The 18,347-nt window shown below is 62.2% G+C and carries 9 protein-coding genes; 5 read left to right on the top strand and 4 right to left on the bottom strand.

Annotated features, from left to right (window positions below; translation table 11 throughout):
* Positions 1-337: 337 nt before the first annotated feature.
* From BKP54_RS20280 to BKP54_RS20260, 5 genes are read left to right on the top strand one after another with little or no spacing between them, the layout of a single operon-like run.
* A complete protein-coding gene (locus tag BKP54_RS20280; protein WP_084814753.1) occupies positions 338-7,879 on the top strand; it encodes a type I polyketide synthase in 7,542 nt (2,513 codons plus the stop codon).
* A complete protein-coding gene (locus tag BKP54_RS20275; protein WP_057204242.1) occupies positions 7,876-9,291 on the top strand; it encodes an aminotransferase class I/II-fold pyridoxal phosphate-dependent enzyme in 1,416 nt (471 codons plus the stop codon). Before BKP54_RS20280 ends, BKP54_RS20275 begins: the two co-directional genes overlap by 4 nt.
* Positions 9,292-9,343: 52 nt before the next feature.
* A complete protein-coding gene (locus tag BKP54_RS20270) occupies positions 9,344-10,162 on the top strand; it encodes an SDR family oxidoreductase (RefSeq protein WP_025425865.1) in 819 nt (272 codons plus the stop codon).
* A gap of 55 nt (positions 10,163-10,217) precedes the next feature.
* On the top strand, positions 10,218-11,852 hold the full coding sequence (locus BKP54_RS20265; protein WP_038575873.1) for an LTA synthase family protein: 1,635 nt from the start codon (positions 10,218-10,220) through the stop codon (positions 11,850-11,852).
* A gap of 40 nt (positions 11,853-11,892) precedes the next feature.
* Complete coding sequence (locus BKP54_RS20260; protein ID WP_245317864.1) at positions 11,893-13,194, top strand: capsule biosynthesis protein; 1,302 nt, start codon at positions 11,893-11,895, stop codon at positions 13,192-13,194.
* 31 nt (positions 13,195-13,225) lie between these two features.
* Here the strand turns inward: BKP54_RS20260 and BKP54_RS20255 are convergent, their stop codons facing one another.
* From BKP54_RS20255 to secD, 4 genes are all read right to left on the bottom strand, one after another.
* Positions 13,226-14,236, bottom strand: coding sequence for a KpsF/GutQ family sugar-phosphate isomerase (locus BKP54_RS20255; RefSeq protein ID WP_038575867.1), 1,011 nt, complete (start codon positions 14,234-14,236; stop codon positions 13,226-13,228).
* Positions 14,237-14,381: 145 nt separating this feature from the next.
* Positions 14,382-14,837: an Rrf2 family transcriptional regulator gene (locus BKP54_RS20250; RefSeq protein WP_025425861.1), complete on the bottom strand. Its 456-nt coding sequence runs from the start codon at positions 14,835-14,837 to the stop codon at positions 14,382-14,384.
* Positions 14,838-15,008: 171 nt separating this feature from the next.
* A complete protein-coding gene (locus BKP54_RS20245; RefSeq protein ID WP_025425860.1) occupies positions 15,009-15,221 on the bottom strand; it encodes a hypothetical protein in 213 nt (70 codons plus the stop codon).
* A 510-nt stretch (positions 15,222-15,731) separates the two neighbouring features.
* Positions 15,732-18,272, bottom strand: coding sequence for a protein translocase subunit SecD (gene secD / locus BKP54_RS20240; RefSeq protein ID WP_057204246.1), 2,541 nt, complete (start codon positions 18,270-18,272; stop codon positions 15,732-15,734).
* Positions 18,273-18,347: the final 75 nt, after the last annotated feature.

The raw sequence follows: 18,347 nt of genomic DNA, 5'->3' as shown, positions 1-18,347 counted from the left end.
GGGAATCCGCCGGTCTCTGAAAAGCACAATAGCCGTCTCACAACAAGTCACTTGCAGACGAAGACGAGCAAAATAATTGGCCCTGCGCCTTTCCGGTCATACCTCCTACACCTTGACGGGTTTGCGGCCCGATTTGTCTTGGATGAAGGTTCTGGGCATGTATATGTTAGGCCATTGGACTTGAAAGCTAGGTACTTTAAGTTAAAAGCTGACTAATGAGGCGGAACGAATATACGTGGGGATAACCCTGGGGCGGAATGATTGGCAGTTGCGTTTTCCGCTTGGAAGCGCAATCGCAGATGCAACTTTAACGTCAGTTTAGAGCGTTCGATCATATATGGCTGTTGAAATTATTGGGCGTGCATGCCTCGCCCCTGGAGCAGAATCGCCTTCGGCGTTGTTCAAACTTCTTCGTCAGGGCAAGTGCACAGTCACCAGCATCCCGTCCGATCGCTGGGACGTTGCGCGTTTCTGGCACCCGGTCATGGGCACGCAGGGCAAGACCTATTCCTTCGCCGCGGGCGTGCTGGATCAGCTCTATGACTTCGACCCGGCCGTCTTCGGCATGTCGCAGCGCGAAGCCATGTATATGGATCCGCAGCAGCGCGTGCTCTTGCAGCTCGCCTGGCGCGCGCTCGAGGACGCCAATATCTCGACGACGTCGCTGCACGGCGAGAATGTCGGCGTCTACATCGGCGCATCGAGCCTCGACCACGCCAACCTGACGGTTGAGGACCCGGCGGCGGCCGGCCCGTATTTCATGACCGGCAACACCCTGTCGATCGTCTCCAACCGCATTTCGCACATCTTCGGGCTGAGCGGTCCGAGCATGACGGTCGATACGGCTTGTTCGTCCTCGCTCGTCGCGCTCGATCAGGCGATGCGCGCACTGAACGCCGGCGAAATCGACACGGCGATCGTCGGCGGCGTCAATATTCTCGCCCATCCGCTGCCGTTCGTCGGCTTTGCGCAGGCGCGCATGCTGTCGCCTGAAGGGCTCTGCCGCGCCTATGACAACGATGGCGCGGGCTATGTGCGCGCCGAAGGTGGCGTCGTGTTCGTGCTGCGCCGCTCGGACCGGGCGCGCCGCGAAAAAGACCGGAGCTATGCCCGGATCGTTGCGACTGGCGTCAATTCGGCCGGCCGCACGAACGGCATCTCCCTGCCCTCGCGCGAAGCCCAGGCAAATCTGCTGCGGGCGATCTACGAAGGCAACGGCATCGATGCCAATCAGGTGGCTTTCGTCGAGGGCCACGGCACCGGCACCAAGGTCGGCGACCCAGCGGAAGTCTGGTCCATCGGCACGGTCATCGGCGCCAATCGCCGGGCACCGGTTCCGATCGGCTCGATCAAGTCGAACATCGGCCACACGGAGCCTGCCTCCGGCCTTTTCGGCATGATGAAGGCGATCCTGGCGCTCGAAAACAACTACCTGCCGGCGTCGCTGCACTTCGACACGCCGAACGAACATATCGATTTCGATGGCCTGAACGTGCGCGTCACGGCAAGCCCGATCGAACTGCTGCGCGGCAAGCGTGCGCGGCTTGCCGGCATCAACTCCTTCGGCTTCGGCGGCGCCAATGCCCACGTGGTCATCAGCGATCCGGAGCCCGTTTCCGAAGACAAGATCAACAATCCGCCGTCGTCCGGTCACGTCTTCCTTGCAAGCGCCCATACCGCGTCGAGCCTCGAAGCACTGCTGAAGGACTACAAGACGCGTTTTGCCAACGCTTCCAAGGGCGAAATCCGCTCGATGGTCGCAGCGTCGGGCGCCAACCGCACCCATATGCGCTATCGGTTCGCGGCCCGCAGCGATCATCCCGAAGATATCGTCCGTGCGATCGCAAGCCATGTGGAAAAGCCGGGCTCCGATATCGGCGAAGTCGGCGAAGCCGTCACCAGAGATGCCAAGGTCGCCTTCGTCTTTTCGGGCAACGGTTCGCAATGGGCCGGCATGGGCGTCGAAGCGTTCCGTGAGAACCTGCATTTCCGCCAGTGTTTCACATCTGTCAGCGCGCTCTTCAAGTTCCATTCGGACATCTCGCTCATCGAGCTTCTGACCGATCCTGACCTCGACAAGAAGCTGTCCGACACGAAGATCGCCCAGCCGTTGCTTTTTGCCGTCCAGGCAGCTCTTTCCGATTCGCTTGTCGCCATGGGCGTCAAGCCAGTCGCCGTGTTCGGTCATTCGGTCGGCGAGATCGCCGCTGCTTATGCAGCCGGCGCGCTGTCGATGGTCGACGCCGTCTCGATCGTTGCAAAGCGGTCGCTGCACCAGGATCTGCTCGCGGGCCACGGCACGATGGCCGCCGTGATGCTGGGCGAAGACGCCGCGCGCGCCTTCGCCGAGGCGCACGGCCTCGATGAGCTTTGCGTCGCTGCCGTCAACGCCCACAATTCGGTGACGATCTCGGGCCCGGCCCATGAGATTTCCGCCTTCCGCGACGCGGCACGCAAGGCGAAGATCCCTGCTCAGATCCTCGACATCAACTATCCCTTCCACCACCCGATCATCGACCGGGCCAAGGACGCATTCCTGTCGGATATTCCCGATATCGCGCCCCGTCGTGCGGACGTTACCTACCTATCGACGGTTACGGGTGCTGCCCTTGATGGCACGCAACTCGACCCCGACTACTGGTGGAAGAATGTTCGTGAGCCGGTTCGCTTCCAGGCGGCGGCAGAGGCGGCGATCGAGCTCGGCTGCCGGCTCTTCATCGAGATTTCTCCGCGCCCGATCCTGTCCTCTTACGTCAAGGAGACGATCAAGCAGGCGGCGGCACCAGGCATGGTCGTGCCGACGCTGCTTCGAGATGTCGGAGAGACCGGTCAGGATCCGATCTCGGCCGCTATGGCGCGTGCTGTCGCCCACGGCGCAATCGTCGACACCGCGCGCGTATTCGGCAAGCGCAATGCGGCGATTTCGCTGCCGAGCCTGCCGTTCGAGCCGGTCGAATTGCGACCGGCGGCCACGACCGACGCCACGGATCTCTTTGGCCGCACCGCCAAACCCTATCGCCTGATCGGATGGCGCAGCGACCCGAACAGCGGCAGCTGGAAGAACCACATCGATGCGCCCCTCTTCCCGGATCTGGCCGAGCACGTTGTCGATGGCAAGGCTATCCTGCCGGGCAGCGGCTTCATCGAGATTGCCGTCGCAGCGGCACAGCAGTTTTACGGGACAGACGAAGTCGAGATCACCAATCTGGAAATCGTCCGGCCGCTGGAGCTCAGCGACAGCCGCATCATGGAACTGTCGACCATCCTGTCGCCGGAAACCGGCGATATCGAGATCCGCTCGCGCGAGCGCCTGTCCGAAGACGACTGGGCCGTTCATGCGGTCGCCCGGTCCCGCAAGCCGTTGCCGAGTGAAGAACGCGCGTTGCCTTCCTTTGCCGGCATGCAGAAGACGGCAACCGTCGCTCCGGCCAAGGCTTATGATACCGCACGGCAATTCGGCCTCGACTACGGTCCGCGTTTCCAGCTGCTGGCAAAGGCGGTTGCCTATAACGACCGGATCGTCGACGTCGAGCTGAAGAGCCCGGACAAACCGGGACATCCGCTCGTCACCTATGCCCTCAATCCGATCTCGGTCGACGCCACGTTCCACGGCCTCGTCGCGCTTTTTGACCGCTTCACCGGCGACAAGAGCGGCGCACCCTATATTCCGGTGCGCTTCGGTTCCGTGCGCGTCGTCAATGCCGGCAAGCCGATCGCGCGCGCCACGATCGAGATCGAACGTGTCAGCGCCAATTCGATCAAGGCCAAGTTCCATTTCTTCGACAAGTCGGGCGACCCGATCGCTCATTTCGAGGATTGCCGTTTCCGACGCACCTATCTGCGCAAGCACAAGGCGCTGGACGCTCTCTCTTTCCACTACGAAACAGTCCTTTCCGAAACGTTCCTGCCGACAGTTGAGGCCGACGTCCGCACGCCGGTAACCCTCGGCGTCAAGACGGCGGCCGATGCCGGCGTCGACAACACGACGTTGCTGTTCAACGCGGCGATCTACCGCGCCTGCCAGGAGATTGCGCTGAAGCTCGGCAAGGGCCGATCGATCGTGCGCAGCGATAGCCTGCCCGGTGATTTCGCCTTCCAGTGTTTCCTGGCGAGCTGCCTTTACGTGCTTGAGGATGCCGGCCTCTGCGAGCACAAGGATGGAGTCTGGGTCGTCGCCCAGGAATTCAGCCTGCCGAGCGTTCCAGAAATCCTGCGCGAACTCTATGGCGAACGTCCTGATCGTGCCGTCGAGGCGGTGCTGATCAACAACGCCTATGCGGAAGCGCTCGCACGCCTCGACGTCCTGCTGGCGGCCCCAGCCGGTGGCGATGCCGAAATCGTTGCCAATGCCGGCTTCATCAGCGATGCGACGCTCGATCATCAGGCCGTGCATTCTGAAGTAAGCCGCCAGCGTATGGCGCTCGTGCTTGATGCGGTCGAAAGCGCGCTACGGGCGCAGCCGACGGGAACACGTCTGCGCGTTCTCGAGCTTGGCAGCGTGTCTGCCGGGTTCACGCGCCGCATCGCGACGCTTGCAGCCAAACACGGCGCGAGCCTCGGTGTGGTCGAGCCGCGTGACAATGCCCAACGCGGCCTTGAACTCGCCTTCGAAAACGATGCCCATGTGCGCATTCTCAAGAAGGGTGAGCTTGCGACACAGGCGCCGTTCGATCTCGCCATCAGTGCCTCCGACCGGCTCTACGGCCTGATCGAAGACGACATCGATGTACGCACGGCACTCCGCTCGACGCTGCGCCGGACGGGTGGTCTCGTCGCTGGCGTCGGCGCGCCATCCCTTTTCAACGATTTTGCGCTTGGACTGTCGGATGGCTGGTTTGCCCGCAGCCAGGCGGCCGAGTTCCCGATCGGCAACCTCGCCGCCGTTCCTCACTGGCAGAAATGTCTGGCCGACCTCGATCTTCGCGAGATTGACGTCACCGACCGTGAATGCGCGTCCGGCAATGTCATCGTTCTTGAAGCACGCGGCGTGGAAGCGCCGGCGGCTGTCGAGACCGGTGCGAATGCTGCTGCCTCAGCGGCGGGCTCCTACCTTCTGTTGCAGATCGGCGCGCCCAAGACAAAGCAGTCGTCCACCGGCGCCATCCCCGTCGACCTGACGGGTGATGCGGCGACGGATGCGGCCTTGCTTCGCGATGCACTTGAGGCCTTCCGCGATCGCCCCGTTCGCGCCGTCTTCCTTTCGTCGCCTGCGCCGAAGAGCCGGACGGACGATTCTGCCTCGCTGCAAAACCAGGTTCTGGCGTTTAGCGCCGTAGCCGAAGTATTGCGGCGGCATGTCGGCGATACCGATCCAAGTGGCGACGCACGTCCGAGGCTCGTTCTTGTCGCGCCTGGCGGGGCGCCGGTCGCCAGCCGTGTCTCAGGCACGACGGCCGCAAGCTCCGGCACCAATGCCGGCCTTTGGGCTTTCGCCCGGGTGCTGCAGAACGAATATGAGTTCCTGGACGTTCATGCTCTGGATCTGGCCGCAGACGCCTCGACGTCTGACGAGCAGATTGCCGCATCGCTTCCATTGCTCACCGTTTCCGGCAGCAATCGCGAATGGCTGCTGGAAGGACCGAACGGATCGCTTTCGGAAATCCGTGCGGTTCCCGGTCCGACCGACAACGCCCATGGCTCGACGGCCTCCTTCGAGGCCGCCACCATCCGCCAGCGTGTCGCCTCTCAGGTCGGCAGCATCGTTTGGGAAGAAAGCAACGTGCCGTCCGCGGCCCCCGGCGACGTCGTCGTCAAGGTTGCGGCCACCGGCCTCAACTTCCGCGACGTGATGTGGGCGATGGGTCTTCTGCCTGAAGAAGCCCTCGAGGACGGCTTTGCCGGTGCGACGATCGGCATGGAACTGTCCGGTCACGTGGTTGCCGTCGGTCAAGGCGTGGACGACCTTTCGGTCGGCGATGCGGTCATGGCGATCGCGTCTGCGGCCTTCTCCACCCATGCCGTCGTTTCGCGCGCCGGCGTCGCCAGGCTGCCGCAATCGGTCAGCCCGGTTGCCGCGGCCACCGTGCCTGTTGCGTTCCTCACGGCCTACTACGCCATGGTCGAGCTCGGCCGCATCCAGGCCGGTGAAACGATCCTCATCCATGGTGCGGCCGGCGGGGTCGGCCTCGCAGCGCTGCAGGTTGCCAAGCTCAAGGGCGCGAAAGTCATCGCCACGGCCGGCACCCGCGAGAAGCGCCGCTTCCTTTCGATGCTCGGTGCCGATCATGTGTTCGATTCGCGCTCGCTCGGTTTCGTCAACGACGTGCGCGCCGTGACTGATGGAGAGGGCGTCGACCTCGTGCTGAACTCACTCTTCGCCGAGGCGATGGAGCAGAGCCTGGCACTGGTCAAACCGTTCGGCCGCTTCCTCGAACTCGGCAAGCGTGACTACTACGCAGACAGCAAGATCGGCCTCAGGCCGTTCCGCCGCAATGTCAGCTACTTCGGCATCGACGCGGACCAGTTGCTGGTCAACGCGCCGGCCCTGACCAAGCGCATCTTCACCGAGATCGGCGCCCTGTTCGAGGACGGCAAGCTTACGCCGCTGCCGTACCGTGCTTTCGATTTCGACGAGATCGGCAATGCGTTCCGCCTGATGCAGAACGCGGGTCACATCGGCAAGATCGTCGTGCTGCCGCCGGTGGCCGGCAAACACCAGGTCGCGACCCGGCCGCACGGTGGCGTCAAGGTCGACCCCGAAGGCATGCACCTGGTCGTCGGTGGCATCGGTGGCTTCGGCCTGGCCGCCGCCAACTGGCTTGCGGAAAAGGGCGCCAAGACGATCGCGCTCTGCTCGCGGCGCGGCCTTGCCGACGCGGAAACGACGGCGATGATCGAGCTTTGGGCCAAGGCCGGCATTTCGGCCACGGTTCACGCCTGCGATATCACCGATGCAACCGCTGCGGATCTCCTGCTCACCGAATTGCGAGCCATCGCACCGCTACGCTCCATCGTTCATGCAGCGATGGTGCTGGATGACGCGCTGATCAGCAATCTCAATCGCGAGCGCAACCGGCCGGTTATCGACACGAAGGCAAAGGGTGCCGCTGTTCTCGATCAGCTGACCCGCAACGATGCGCTCGACAACTTCATCCTGTTCTCGTCGGCAACGACGCTGGTGGGCAATCCCGGCCAGGCAAACTACGTTGCGGCCAACGGCTACCTCGAAGGTCTTGCCCGCGCCCGGCGCGCGGAAGGTCTTGCCGGTTTGGCGGTCGGTTTCGGCGCGATCGCCGACAAGGGCTATCTCGTGCAGAACACCGACGTCAACGATCTGCTGGCCAAGCGCATCGGCAAGACGGCACTGAAGGCGCAGACGGCGCTGGACATGGTCGAGAGCCATCTCGCCAGCGATCCCGGCACAGTCGACGCCGCCGTCGTGATGATATCGGAGATCGATTGGTCGGCCGCCCGCAACTTGCCGGTCGCGCGCAACGCGCTCTTCGAAGTCATCCTGCGTAGCGCCGATCAGCATTCGTCCGGCGGCGAAGGCACCAAGATGGACCTCGTCGCGATGATCGAGGGCAAGTCGGCGCAGGAAGCCGAGGATATTCTCTTCGAACTGGTCGCAGGCGAAATTGCCGCCATCCTTCGGGTCTCGAAGGATACGGTCACGCGCAGCAAGGTCCTGAAGGAAATCGGCCTCGACAGCCTGATGGCCGTGGAACTCGGCATGAGCTTCCAGCAGAATACCGGTTTCGACATGCCGCTCAGTGGTGTCGCAGACAACACGACGGTTGGCGACGTCGCCCGCAAGCTCTATGACAAGGTCAGCAAGCGCGACCAGGGCGAAGAGAGCGACGGTGCGGACGACAAGTTGGTCACAGAACTGGCGCAACGGCATGTCGGCACGGCAAAGGAAAAAGCACAGAGCCAATGAGCACGAACGGAAATGGTCCCGGCTCATCCAAGATGACCAGCAGCCTCAAGGAGAACCTGCTGGACCGGATGAGAAACACGCATCAATCCTCCGAGCGCAACCGCATGGCGCGTTCGGAGCGGGAGATGCCGCCGCCGGCCCGCCGGCAACAGGCCCGTTTCGAGGACCTGCCGGAGTACAAGCAGGTTCTGACCCAGAAGTTTGCCAGCGAACAGCTGGGGATCGCCAATCCGTTCTACCGCGCGCATCAGACCGCAGCCGGCGCCACCACCGTCATCGACGGGCGCAAGCTGATCAACTTCGCCTCCTATGATTATCTCGGCCTCAACCGGCACGCGGAAGTGCTGGCAAGGGCAAAGGAAACCGTCGACGCCTTCGGGATCTCGGCTTCTGCCAGCCGGCTTGTCGCTGGCGAGCGCCCTGTTCATGTGGAGCTCGAAGAAAAGATCGCGCGCTTCTACGGCGTCGATGCCGCGGTCTGCTTCGTCAGTGGCTATCTCACCAATGTCGCGGCCATCAGCTGCCTGATGGGCCCGAAGGATCTGGTTGTCCACGACGAGTTCATTCACAATAGCGCGCTTGCGGGCATCAAGCTCTCCGGCGCCACGCGCCGGCTGTTCAAGCACAATGACGCGAGCGACCTGGAACACGTGCTGCGCACGGTCTCGGGCGACTATCGTCGTATCCTTGTCATCGTCGAGGGCATCTACTCGATGGACGGCGACATCGCCGACCTGCCGGCCCTCCTGAAGCTCAAGGCCGAATACGGCTTCTGGCTGATGGTCGACGAGGCCCATTCCTTGGGGGTCGTCGGCAAGCATGGTCGTGGTCTTGCCGAGCACTTCGGCGTCGATCCGCATGAGATCGACATCTGGATGGGAACGCTTTCGAAGACGACGTCCAGCTGCGGCGGCTACATTGCCGGCAGCGAGGCGCTTGTTGCCGTGCTCAAGGCCTCTGCCGGCGGCTTCGTCTACAGCGTCGGCCTGGCGCCGGTTCTGGCCGCCTCGGCGGCCGCCAGCCTCGACGTGCTTGCGCGCGAGCCGTCGCGCACTGCCGCCCTCCGGCGCAATGGCGCGCTCTTCCTCAAGCTTGCCAAGGAAGCGGGTCTGGACACCGGCCTCAGCAGCGGCTTTTCGGTTGTGCCGGTGCTGGTCGGGGATTCCCTGCGCGCGGTTCAGCTGTCCAACGATCTGCTTGCGGCCGGCGTCAATGCGCTGCCGATCATCCACCCCGCCGTTCCCGAAGGACTGGCGCGGTTGCGCTTCTTCATCACCAGCGACCATACCGAAGAGCAGATCCGCAAGACGGTGGCCCTGACGGCGGAACGCCTGAAGGACCTGACCGAACGCAACTTCGGCCTCGGCGGCATCGATATCGATCAGATGATGAAGGCGCTCTCGGCGCGCTGAGGATGACGTGCAGGCGCCCTTCACGGGCCGGATGCCGCAGGCGGAAACCAGCATGACCCATGTGATCATCACCGGCGGCTCGAGCGGCATAGGGCTGGCGATCGCATCGATCTATGCGGGTCGTGGCGCGCGCCTTTCGCTGATCGCCCGTTCGGCCGAGATCCTGAAGCGTGCCCAGGATGAACTCTCCTCCAAGTCGGCAACAGCCGGCGACATCCGGATCGAGACGGCGGATGTCGCGCGGGAAGAGGAAATCATCGCCGCCATCCATCGCTGCGAAGCGGCATTCGGGCCCTGCGACATCCTGGTGACCTCTGCCGGCGTCGTCGAGCCGGGCCGGTTCGACGAACTCGGCAGCGCCGCCTTCCGGCGTCAGATGGAAACGAATTTTTCCGGTACCGTCCATGCGGTTCGCGCCGTCTACGCCGGCATGAAGCAGCGTGGGCACGGAAAGATCATGATGATCTCCTCCGGTGCCGGCCTTCTCGGCATCTATGGCTATTCGGCCTATTGCGCCTCGAAGTTCGCACTGCACGGCTTTGCCCAGGCACTCCGCTCCGAGGCGCGCGCGCATGGGATAGACGTCTCGATCTGCTTCCCGCCGGACACCCAGACGCCGCAGTTCCAGCGCGAGCTTGCCTTCCGTCCCCCTGAAGCCGCCGCCGTCATGGGTACGGTCAGCCCCTGGCCGGCGGAAGCAGTTGCCCGCAAGATCGTCTACGGCATCGAGCGCGGACGGTTCGAAGTCTATTTTGGAATGACGCTTTTTCTTCTCGGTCGGTTCGGCCCCACCGTCAGACCACTCCTCAACTGGTGGTTCGACCGCGCAATCGCCCGCAGTAGCGGTGGAGTATCAAAGGGCGGCAGGTGACGGCGCTTGTGCGCGCCGGCGATAGGATCTAAGTGTCAGGCGGATGCCGTGCTGCATGAGGCGGCGCCGGTGTGCAAGAAAGCATGAAGGTTTCCGCTTGGCGTTGCTCCCCTTTCAATTGCACGACTATCCGATAACGCTGACGATCTGTTGTTTCATCTTGTCCTGTGCGGTGATCTTCTTCACCGACCGCTTCGCTCTGCCGAAACGGGAACGCCGGAAAAACCCGTCTCCCTTTGGCCGCAAGCAGGACATCATCGATGTTATTGCCCGCCTGCCGGTCATCGCGCTGGTGTTCGCCGGCTTTTTCGCTGGCTCCTGGCGGCCACTTTATGCCGCCGCCGGCACGATGAGCTTCTTCATCATCTTCACCGGGATTTCTAGGGCCAAGTTCAAGTTCATCCGCGAGCCGCTGATCTTTTCCGACATCGCCCTCGTCGTCGACGTCTTCAAATACAAGACGATCTTCTATGCCAGTTCGCTGAACATCGTGTTCTGGACCGTTGCATTTCTCTATGTCTTCGGCGTTTCCGGGCTCTACCTCTATTTCGAACCGTCTGTTCTGCCCAACAGCGGCAAGGCCTTCTGGATCCTGGTGATGGTGGCAGTCGCCGCAGGCCCATGGCTCCTGCTGTTCTACGGCCCGGTGAACCGACCCACGGCGGCCCTCGTTCAGAGGCTCGTCAAAGTGCTCGACGTCAAAATGAATACGGTGCGCTTCGGCACCTTCGGGTCGGTGATCTTCCGCTTCATCATCTGGCTCGGCGTCAAGCGGGAGAAGATCGTCGCCGAACTCTCACAAATCGTTCGGGCGGCCGTCCAGGACCTGATCGGTGACGACGGTTCGCCGCTCATCGTCGTCTGGCAGTCGGAGTCCTTCATCGACATGCGCCATTTCGGTGTCGACACGCTGAAGATGCCGACACTCGACCGGTTGCGGCGTCAGGCCGCCCAGTGGGGACGCCTCAGCAGCGTCTTCGAAGGCGGCTATACGCTGCGCACCGAGTTTGCCGTCATCAGCGGGCTCGTGCCCGACGATATCCACGTGGATGCAAGCTACCCTTATCTGCGCGCGTCCCACTATTCCGACGTCGTCTGGCCGGGAAAGATGAAACGCGCCGGCTGGCACACCCATTTCATGCATCCTTACGACCGCACGTTCTTCCTGCGCCACAAGGCGATGCCGCAGCTCGGCTTTGCCGAGCTGACGATGCTCGATGGATTCGACCACGTGCCGGCGCGCGACGGGCCTTACGTCTCCGACGAGAAGCTCGCCGCCAGGGTCATCGATGCCTGCGAGAACCTGCCGGAAGACAAGAGCGGTTTCGTTTTCGTCGCCTCGATGGCAAACCACGGACCTTGGGAACCGGGTCGCGTTGGCGATCTTGCCAACCCGGTGGACATCTATCTGGCGATCCTTGAGCAATCCGACGCAGCACTGAAGCAGCTGACCGATCGGCTCGACAGGCTCGACCGGCCTGTCTGGTTCGTCTTTTATGGCGATCATGCGCCGCTGCTGAAATCGTTCGCAGACCCCTTCCCCGACCCACGCACGGATTATCTCATCGTGCCTTTTTCCAAGGCGAAATCGACGCATCATCGACCGGTCGAACCACGGGATGTCGCTGCCTGGGATCTGATCGAGGCGCTGCTCAACCACGCCAACCTCAAGAAGGACACGCTGCGTTAGCGGCGGCGAGACGATGGAAAACGCAGCGTTGAACACCCGTGTGTCAGCCGATCGGCCAAGCCGACGGGTCTTCCTGTTCCTGCAAGGCCCGTCATCGCCGATCTTCCGCAAGATCGCCGATCGGCTTGAGAGCTACGGCCACACCTGCCTGCGGATAAACCTCAATGTCGGCGACGAGATCATCTGGCGTCGCAAAGGCGCATCCAACTACCGCGGGAGAGCGGAGGATTGGCCGGACTATCTGGCACGCTTCATCGGCCTGCACCAGGTCACCGACATGATCCTGCTTGGCGAAGAGCGCCCCTATCATCAGGCTGCCACTGCGGTCGCCCGGCGGACCGGGGTCGCGATCGCCATCGTCGAGATGGGCTATCTCCGACCCGACTGGCTAACACTCGAGCGCGACGGCATGTCGTCGAACTCCCACTTTCCCGCCGACGCCGCCCATATCGTCGAAGCCGCGAAGACCCTGCCGGAGCCGGATTGGCGCAAGCACTACAGCCAGACCTTTCTCGCCGATGCCAGCTACGACCTTCTCTACAACCTGCCCAACGTCTTCCTGTGGTTCCTCTTTCCGCATTATCGCCGTCACGCGATCTTTCATCCACTTGCCGAATATGCCGGCTGGATCCGCCGCCTTTTCACCGGCAAAAGACGCAGTGCCGAGGCCGAGGAAACGGTCCGCATCCTGCTTTCGGAACGCGTGCCCTTTTTCGTCTATCCGCTGCAGCTCGAAACCGATTTCCAGCTGCGCGCCCACTCGCCGTTCCACAGCCAGAAGGACGCGATCGACGAGGTCATGCACTCGTTTGCAGCCGATGCGGCTAGGGAAACCAAACTGGTCTTCAAGGTTCATCCGCTCGACAACGATCTGATCGCCTGGCGCAAATTCATCGACGACAAGGCAGCGGAACTCGGGCTGACCGGTCGCGTGTTCTATCTCGATGGCGGCAATCTCGATGTGCTGGCAGAGGCCAGCGCCGGCATGGTCACGGTCAACTCGACCGCCGGTCTGCACGCGCTAAAGCAGGGACGCCCGGTCAGGGTGCTGGGCACGGCTGTGTTCGACATTGCCGGTTTGACGGACCAGCAGCCGCTGGAGGATTTCTGGCAAAGGCCGACAGCACCCGACGCCGAGGTGAGCAGCGCCATGTTCCGGCTGCTTGCGGCTTCGATCCAGGTGCGGGGCAATCTCTATTCAAGAACAGGAACCGACGCAGGCGCCCGGGCAATCGCCGAGCGCCTGCACGAGAACACGGTCAACCAGCCCGGCGCGTTCATCGATCCGCCACCGCGCCGGAAGCCGCAGAAAAGACAACGGCCAGCCTCGCGATCGGCATAGGCTGGCCGTAAAAATTCCAAGACGGCTTAACTCAGGCAACGCCGGCGCGAAGCAGATCGTGAATGTGCAGGATGCCGACGGGAAGCCCGTCGTCGTCGACGAGAAACAGCACGGTCACCTTGTGATCCTGCATGAACTCCATTGCACCGCTTGCCAGAACATCTCCCCTGATGACACGGGGGTTACGCGACATGACCGCCTCGACGGTCTGCGCAAGCAGATCGCCCGACATGTGGCGACGGAGGTCGCCGTCGGTGATGACGCCGGTCAGCTTGCCATCCTCGTCGACGATGCCGACGACACCAAAGCCCTTGGAAGACATCTCGATGACGGCTTCGCTCATCGGGCGACCGACGCTCAAGAGCGGCACCTGTTCCCCGGCATGCGCCAGTTCGCGCACGAGACGCAGTTGAGCGCCGAGCTTGCCGCCGGGATGGAAGGTCTTGAAATCTTCGGCGGAGAAACCGCGGCGCTCGAGCAGGGCGATGGCAAGCGCGTCGCCGACCGCAAGCTGCAGCATCGCCGACGTCGTCGGCGCCAGCCCATGCGGACAGGCTTCCTGAACCTTCGGCAGCACGATCGGCACTTCGGAGTTGCGAGCGAGAACGCTGTCGCGGTTGGACGAAATCGAAACGACCGGCACCTTGAAGCGCTTGGCATAGGTGAGCATGTTGGCGAGTTCCGCCGTTTCGCCCGACCAGGACAACAGGATCAGCACGTCCTGCGACGTGACCATGCCGAGATCGCCGTGGCTCGCCTCGGTCGGATGGACAAAATAGGCGGACGTGCCTGTTGATGCCATGGTCGCCGCCATCTTGCGGCCGATATGGCCACTCTTGCCGACGCCGGAAACGACAACGCGCCCCTGGCTTTCGCCAATGAGTTCGATCGCTTCGACCATGCTTTGCGCAAACGCCGTATCGGCACCGAGATGATCGGCCAGCGCCTTGATGCCTGCCATCGCCGTCGTCAGCGTCCTGCCGACCGACTCCAATGCGGCAGAACCGCGTCGCTCATCCGCTGATGCGTGTCTCAAACCCATGATGTTTCCATTCCCGCGAAGACGTTTGCGCCGGTTAGAAGCGGCGTTTCTCAGACCCATTGCAGGCAGATAGGCGCTTTTTCTTGGCAAACCAAGCCAAAGCCATCGAGTTTCGGCAGGAAATCCCACAAAGACGACGGTTTCGTCAGCCGACGCGCTGTTCTTCCGGCGCTTCGAGCGGCATCGACTTGTCGGCCGCAAACTCTTCGAGCGTCATGGAGTCCAGGATCGCGGCAACCGCGTCGCGCACGGTCGTCATCGACACACGGACCTGACAGGTCTCGGGATCATTGCAGTCCTCGCAGACCTCGTAAGCCGTGCGGCTGGCGCAGCGGATCGGCGCAAGCGGACCGTCAAGCGTCCGGATGACATGGCCGATGCGGATTTCCGCCGCCGGGCGCGACAGCGAATAGCCGCCGCCTGGCCCCTTCTTCGAACGCAGCATGCCGGCGTTGCGCAGTTCGAGCAGGATCGTATCCAGGAATTTTTTCGGGATATTGTTGCGCTGGGCGATTTCGGTAATGAAAGCCGTCTCTCCCGGCTCCAGTCGAGCGAGGTCGACAAGAGCCTTCAATCCGTACTTTCCCTTCTTCGTCAGCATTCCGGCAAGCTTTCCCTACGGTTCCCTTGAGAACGGGAATCATCCGCGCAAACGCAATCTTGTTTTGGCATAGCACAAGAATCGTGCGGCAAACACACAATTGTGGCACAGAATCAATGCAAAGCTTGGTCTGGGATTATACTCGGAATAAGGGGGCGGCCGCCCCAGACATTATGCTGCGGCCGCATCGCCATGGCGTTCGGCAGGCACTGCCTGACGCGCGAGCAGATGGCGAATTGCCGCGCGTGCTTCGTCAGCCGACCGGAACCGCTGAGCGTCCAGATCCCAGACATGGTACTTGACTGCCAGGAACTTGAACCGGCCGTCGTCCGGGACGACGACCCCGACGGCTTCGCCGCCATATTCGATAACCTGCTTGCTCATGCAAATAACGCTCCTTCCACACCCGGAGGCGCGGACATTTCAATTTCGGCAAAGGATGAATTTCGAGAGTTCGAGGATCACATTCGGCAGAGGCGAATGAGACGTTTCTTCACTGTTGCACGACAATGGGAACGCGTGCCGAAGAAGGCGGCGGTCGAGACGGTTTCGGACATGTCACACTCCTTTGGCTTGGTCCGGCATCGCAATGCCGGAGCGGTTCATGAACAACTGTGAGGCGGACTCGCCCGCGTCACAGAGCTGCAAACTAGAATAATCTACCAATTCCGTCAATTAAAAACATGATGACGCGAAAAATATTTCTCAACCCATCAAATTTTAGGGGTCCCGGATGCAATATCCGTTCTCCCGATCCGAAACCGGAGACCCTCGCTATCTAGGAAGCGACGAATCAACCTGCAAGGTACGGGGGCGATAAAGACAGCACTTTCTGACAAAAAAGGGGCGGCCCATAGGACCGCCCCTTCACATTTTATAACCTCAGCCCTGATATCAGGCGGCCGGTGCGCCCGGCTGCGTGGTTCCGGTGCCGGTGCGGGTCGCTTCGCGATCCTTCCACCAACGATTGAGGAAGAGCAGGATCGGGCCGCCGATGTAGATCGACGACGTCGTCGCGACGATAACACCGAAGATCATCGGCCAGGCGAAGCTCTTGACGGCATCGCCGCCCCAGATTGCCATCGGCACCAGTGACAGCGCCGTGGCCATCGAGGTGAAGATGCATCGCGCGATCACCTGGTTGATGCTCATGTCGATGAGGTCGGAGAACGGCATCGACTTGTACTTGCGCAGGTTCTCGCGCATGCGGTCGTAGACCACGACCTTGTCGTTGACGGAGTAACCGATCATCGTCAGCAGTGCGGCGATGGCCGTCAGGTTGAAGTCGATGCCGGTGAGCGCGAAGAAGCCGATCGTCTTGGTGATGTCGAGCAGCAGGACCGCGATCGCGCCGACGGCGAAGTGCCATTCGAAGCGGAACCAGATGTAGAACAGGATCGCCACCATCGCGAGACCGACGGCAAGGAAGCCCGAACGCGCGAGTTCCGTGCTGATCGTCGGGCCGACGACTTCCGTCCGCTCGAAGGTCACGTCGGGAATGGTCTGAACGGCTGCATCCTTGATCTTGTTCAGGGCAACCGTCTGCTCCTGCTCACCGCCGGGCTGGCGCTGAACGCGGATCAGGACCGACTTGTCCTGGCCGAATTCCTGAAGGGCGACTTCACCGATGTTGAGCGACTCCAGACCATGGCGCAGCGCCGGCAGATCGAGCTTCTGCTTGGATGTCGCTTCCACCTGGATACCGCCGACGAAGTCGATGCCGTAGTTGAGGCCGGGCGTGAAGAACAACACGACCGAGCTGATCGACAGGAAGGCGGACATGCCGATGGCAACGAAACGGCCCTTCATGAAGGAGAAGGACGGCAGATGCGGAACACGTCCGAAGAGCGAGGGGATCTCGAGCTTCTTCATCTTCCGGCGGATGACGACTTCACGCATCATCAGGCGCACGACGGTCACCGACGTGAACATCGAGATGACGATGCCGAGCATCATGGTCACCGCAAAGCCCTTGACCGGTCCGGAGCCGAACGCAAACAGCAGCACGGTGCCCGAAAGCGTGGTGACGTTGGAGTCGATGATCGTCGCATAGGCTTTGTTGAAGCCGATATCGAGCGCCTTCATGGCGCCGGCGCCGCCCTCGGTTTCTTCTCGAATACGGGCATTGATGAGAATGTTGGCGTCCACCGCCATGCCGATGCCGAGGATGATACCGGCGATGCCGGGAAGCGTAAGGGTCGAGCCGAGCATTGCGAGCACGCCGATCGTCAGAATGGTGTGCAGTACCAAGCCGACGTTAGCGATCATGCCCCATGCGCCGTAGAGCACGACCATGAGGGCAACCACGAGGCCGAAACCGGCAAGGCCGGTGAAGATGCCCATGCGGATGGAATCGCTGCCGAGGTTCGGGCCAACGGAACGCTCTTCGATCACGGTCAACGGTGCGGGCAGTGCGCCCGAGCGCAGCAGTGCCGAAAGAACGGTTGCTTCCTGTGCGGTGAAATTACCGCTGATCTGACCGTTACCGCCGATGATCGGTTCGCGGATGACGGGCGCGGTCAGGACTTTGCCGTCAAGCACGATGGCGAAGGGCCGGCCGACATTGTCACGGGTGATTTCGGCGAACTGCCGGGCGCCGAGCGAATCGAAGGTGAACGAGACAATCGGCTCATTGGTGCGCTGGTCGAAGCCGGCCTTGGAATCGGCCAGACGCTCGCCTGAAATGGCGATGCGGCTTTCGACCGGATATCTGTTGCCGTCGTTGGCACCGGGCAGGATGTCGACGCCACGGGGCGCCGGCTGCGTCACGTCGACGGTCTGATCCAGCATGTGGAAGCTCATCTGGGCGGTCGAGCCCAGGAGTTGGCGGAGCCCGGTCGGATCCTGCAGGCCCGGAAGCTGGACGAGAATACGGTTGGAACCGACGCGCTGGATCAACGGCTCGGCGACGCCGACCGTGTCGACGCGCCGGCGAATGATCTCGAGGCTCTGTTCGACCGCCTTGGTCATCCGGTCGTTGAGGCCGGCTTCGGTCATTGCCAGGCTAATGTTGCCACCGTTCTCGGTGACTTCGATATCCGAGGCCGAACCACCGAAACCGAGCGTGCCGACAGGGGCTGCGAGCTCCTTGAGCTTCGGCAGCGCCTTTTCGAGGTCGGCCGGATCGTCGATCTTGACGGTGACGGCATCGCCGCTGATGCGCGCCGACGAGGCGGGAATGCGCTCGCCGCGAAGCGCCCTGCGCGTATCGTCGAGCAGGGTTTCAAGCCGCGCCTTGCGCAGGCCGGCGGCGTCGACCTCGAGGACGAGGTGAGAGCCGCCCTTCAGGTCGAGGCCGAGGGTAACGGGCTTCACCGGCAGCCAGGCGCCGAATTGCTCGCGTTGTGCCGGCGAGAGAACGTTTGGCAGCGCTGCTATGCATCCGAAGATGATAACGACGACATAGGCGAAAATCGCCCATTTGGATGTACGCATGTTGTGGTTCCAAGAGAGCCTGTACGGGCGAAAGCCGCGTGATCAGGACTTTGTTTCATCAAGGGCATGAACACG

It is taken from the genome of Ensifer sp. 1H6, assembly GCF_001976035.1.
GTDB lineage: Bacteria > Pseudomonadota > Alphaproteobacteria > Rhizobiales > Rhizobiaceae > Ensifer > Ensifer canadensis.
The sequence above is the reverse complement of the archived record's forward strand: the minus strand, read 5'-3'. Positions and strand labels throughout refer to the sequence as shown.

What these genes read in the sequence shown, in the direction of transcription:
- BKP54_RS20280 (WP_084814753.1), top strand. Translation starts at nt 338, where the DNA reads ATGGCTGTTGAAATTATTGGGCGTGCATGCCTCGCCCCTGGAGCAGAA.
- BKP54_RS20275 (WP_057204242.1), top strand. Translation starts at nt 7,876, where the DNA reads ATGAGCACGAACGGAAATGGTCCCGGCTCATCCAAGATGACCAGCAGC.
- BKP54_RS20270 (WP_025425865.1), top strand. Translation starts at nt 9,344, where the DNA reads ATGACCCATGTGATCATCACCGGCGGCTCGAGCGGCATAGGGCTGGCG.
- BKP54_RS20265 (WP_038575873.1), top strand. Translation starts at nt 10,218, where the DNA reads ATGAGGCGGCGCCGGTGTGCAAGAAAGCATGAAGGTTTCCGCTTGGCG.
- BKP54_RS20255 (WP_038575867.1), bottom strand. Translation starts at nt 14,236, where the DNA reads ATGGGTTTGAGACACGCATCAGCGGATGAGCGACGCGGTTCTGCCGCA.
- BKP54_RS20250 (WP_025425861.1), bottom strand. Translation starts at nt 14,837, where the DNA reads ATGCTGACGAAGAAGGGAAAGTACGGATTGAAGGCTCTTGTCGACCTC.
- BKP54_RS20245 (WP_025425860.1), bottom strand. Translation starts at nt 15,221, where the DNA reads ATGAGCAAGCAGGTTATCGAATATGGCGGCGAAGCCGTCGGGGTCGTC.
- secD (WP_057204246.1), bottom strand. Translation starts at nt 18,272, where the DNA reads ATGCGTACATCCAAATGGGCGATTTTCGCCTATGTCGTCGTTATCATC.